This window comes from Secundilactobacillus hailunensis, assembly GCF_005405185.1.
Lineage (GTDB): Bacteria > Bacillota > Bacilli > Lactobacillales > Lactobacillaceae > Secundilactobacillus > Secundilactobacillus hailunensis.
Map to the genome: position 1 here is coordinate 1 of NZ_BJDO01000089.1, position 3,428 is coordinate 3,428.

Genomic DNA, 3,428 nt, shown 5'->3' on the forward strand with positions numbered 1-3,428 from the left:
AGAAACGGCCTCACTCCAGACGAATACTGGAGTGAAGCCGCTTAGGAACACATAAAACTTTATATTATTTCATTTGTCAACTTGACAGGGCATAGTGCAGCTTCCGGTTTTTTTCACACTCTAGTTTTTAGCAAATAATCCGGTCAAATACTTCATAAAGGTTGCCAGATAACGGTCCGCATCCACGTTGATGCCGACGTTTACGTTGGTTTTTGGTTGATCCAAGCGGGCTTGGTCACCAATTGTTCGGCCATAGGTTTCTTTGTCAGTCGAAACAAACATGTTTAGACCAAGGGTAGTGACGAAGCTAGGGTCTAAGGCAACCCCAACGGCCAGTGGGTCATGCAAAGCACAGCCTGGTACTTGCGGGTTGGTTTCTTCGTAGGCTTCAATGTAGTAATCAACGATGTCAGCAAAGGCAGTTCCAGCCTTGGTATTGAGTTCACGCCATTGCGAGGTTTCTTTACGGGTCAAAAGGGTCCGTAAAGTCACGTCCAGGCCAACCATGGTTAATTGCATGGGACTAGTGAAGGCTGCATTAGCCGCTTCGGCATCTTGGTTGATGTTGGCTTCAGCATACGCGTTGACGTTGCCTTCAACGGTCAAGGCACCGCCCATGAAAGTGACGTTACCGATTTCAGTCGCAATTTCAGGGGCCTTTTCCAATGCCTTAGCCAAGTTGGTCATTGGACCAGTTGGAACCAAGGTGAGGTCTTTACCATATTTTTTCACTGAATCGATCAGAAAATCGACTCCAGAAGTAGTCTCTAATTGACGCTTAGGTTCTGGTAATTCCACTTGGCCAATTCCGTTTTCACCGTGGATCCGAGCACTGACCTGCATTCGGTCGAAGTGGTCACTTGTAAGGGAGTGACTTTCGCCAAGGTAGACAGGAACGTCAGGCGCACCAAGTAATTCCAGAATTTTCAGTGAGTTGATACCGCCTTCTTTAACGTAGACGTTACCGTATGAACCAATGATACCAATCAGATCAACATCGGGTGCTGCTAAGGCGTAGGCAATTGCCATTGAGTCGTCGATACCAGTATCCAGATCCAAAATCATTTTTTTTGTAGCCATCAGAAAACCTCCATTGAGTAACTTATACCCAGTCACTCGTTGATATTATTGAAAGCGCTGTACTATACTCTTTAATGATAAATGATGCGTCATTGAAATACAAGAAATTTACGGCAATATTCAGGTATAATTACCGTATCCGTAGGGTTTAGCCACTGTTGATTGAAGTCGATTCAGCTCGTACGGATAGTGACATGTGGTACAATATTTTTATTCAGTGTCAGGAGAGAACCACGAAGGTGGAGGTTAACATGACTCAAAATTTATCGGAAGAACAATTGAAAAAGAAGCGTCGCGAAAACCTCCTGGACGATGCAACTAAAGAACTGAATGACTGGACTGGGGATGATAACGCAGTTGAGATTCATTTGTTCCGGATGTTTTCAGAAGTTTTTAAACGCCATGATAAGGATGAAGCGGATGCGTTATTTATCGTTGGCACTAAAACGACGACGCCGAGTCTAGCCGAAGTTTCCTCGGCGCCCGTTAAGCCGTGGGTCTTCTCACGGGTATTAGCGTTATTGGGGCTGAGTTTTGGCTTACTGACGTTGTTATTCTTAGTTTTTCACAGCGATAAAGCAGTTCCCGGGATGGTTTTTATTGGGTCATTAGCAGTGCCGTTTTCACTGGCAATTATGTTTTTTGAAATTAACGTCTATAAAAATATTTCCGTTTTTCAAGCCACGGAAGTTTTCCTGATCGGTGGAATTGCATCACTCATTGCGACCATGGTCTTATATCAACTGATTCCGTCTGGCAACGGTGTGGATCTGATGTCCGCGCTCGCTATTGGCTTCATTGAAGAAACCGCTAAATCATTGATCATCGGCTATTTTATCAATAGTTTCAGGGTCAATTATATTTTTAATGGGATGTTGATTGGAGCCTGCGTTGGGGCCGGCTTTGCGGTGTTTGAAACCTCTGGCTATACCGGTGAATTCGGTCTGGTGACACTCTTTGTCAGAAGCTGGCAAGCCATTGGCACGCATACCATTTGGTCCGCAATTATTGGCGCAGCGATTATTCTTGCCAAGGGGCGGCATAAACCGGTTAAAGGTAAAACCATGGTCCGGCCCAAGTTTTTGCGGTTCTACCTGCTGGCGATCCTACTGCACGCTGGCTGGGATTGGCAGGCACCGGTACCGTATTTGGCAGCCTTTGATATTCAAAAATGGCTGATCATCATTGCCGGCTGGATTGCAATCTTTGTCCTGATCGACGCGGGGTTACGGGAAGTCCGAACCCTGCAAGGACAGCGGATTATTAATTAAAATAAATGGAGGAATCAAAAATTGGATAAACAGTATGATATTACGATTATTGGTGGCGGCCCTGCTGGTATTTTTGCGGGGTTTTACGCTGGGTTACACGAAGCTTCTGCGCAGTTGATCGAAAGTTTACCAGTGCTTGGCGGTCAGGTCAGTGCACTATATCCAGAAAAACGCATCTTGGACGTTGCCGGGATTCCCGATATTCAAGCACAGCAATTGATCAACCGACAGATCGAACAGTTTCAGCAGTTCCCAATCGACGTTAAAACTGAGCAGACCGTCACTAACATTGAGCAGACGCCAGAAGGCTTTACCGTGACGACTCCCAGTGGCGTGACCCATTCCAAAACGGTGGTAATTTCCGTTGGTAACGGCTCATTTTCACCACGGCCATTAGTGATCGATAACGTGAAGGAATTTGAAGGCAAATCACTGTTTTACGCGATTACTGATTTAGCGCATTTTAAGGGTCACCGGGTATTGATCGCTGGTGGCGGTGATTCAGCCCTTGATGAAGCGTTGATGTTAGAACCGGTAGCGAAAACAGTCCATCTGGTTCACCGGCGCAATGAATTTCGCGCCTTGGAGCACACGGTTGATCAGGTGAAGAACTCAACGGTTGATATCCAAACGCCGTATATGATCAAGGCAATCGAAAAGACTGATAGCGGCATGCTAGTCACCATCAAAAAGATGCGGTCGGATGACACGCAAACGATTGAAGTTGATGATGTGATCGTGAGCTATGGGTTTACTTCCGACCACAAGACCGTTGACGGCTGGGACATTGACTTAGCTACTGATCATCGGTTATTTAAGGTCAACACTCAGATGGAGACCAGCGTTCCAGGCATCTATGCCATTGGCGACAGCGTGACTTATCCTGGTAAGCAGGCCTTGATCGCCACAGCGTACGGTGAAGCCCCGATTGCCATCAATACCATTATGGCAAAATTGTACCCGAATCGCCGAGGACCAGTAAGCACACTATAACCGAACGTCTATGAATGCGTCTAACGGCGCAGTATGATCACCTTATCAATTATGATGAGGTGATTTTTTATGACTAAGCTTCAA

Annotated in this window: 3 protein-coding genes; 2 read left to right on the plus strand and 1 reads right to left on the minus strand. The window is 46.0% G+C overall.

Features of this window, described 5'->3' with window-relative positions:
* Positions 1 to 120: 120 nt before the first annotated feature.
* The gene (locus tag FFM73_RS12200; RefSeq protein ID WP_137631919.1) at positions 121 to 1,080 is read right to left on the minus strand and encodes a nucleoside hydrolase; all 960 of its coding nucleotides are present in this window, start codon (positions 1,078 to 1,080) and stop codon (positions 121 to 123) included.
* A 251-nt stretch (positions 1,081 to 1,331) separates the two neighbouring features.
* Here FFM73_RS12200 and FFM73_RS12205 point away from each other — a divergent pair, with 251 nt between their 5' ends.
* Positions 1,332 to 2,351, plus strand: coding sequence for a PrsW family intramembrane metalloprotease (locus FFM73_RS12205; protein ID WP_137631920.1), 1,020 nt, complete (start codon positions 1,332 to 1,334; stop codon positions 2,349 to 2,351).
* Positions 2,352 to 2,372: 21 nt separating this feature from the next.
* Positions 2,373 to 3,344: an NAD(P)/FAD-dependent oxidoreductase gene (locus tag FFM73_RS12210; RefSeq protein ID WP_137631921.1), complete on the plus strand. Its 972-nt coding sequence runs from the start codon at positions 2,373 to 2,375 to the stop codon at positions 3,342 to 3,344.
* Positions 3,345 to 3,428 lie beyond the last annotated feature (84 nt).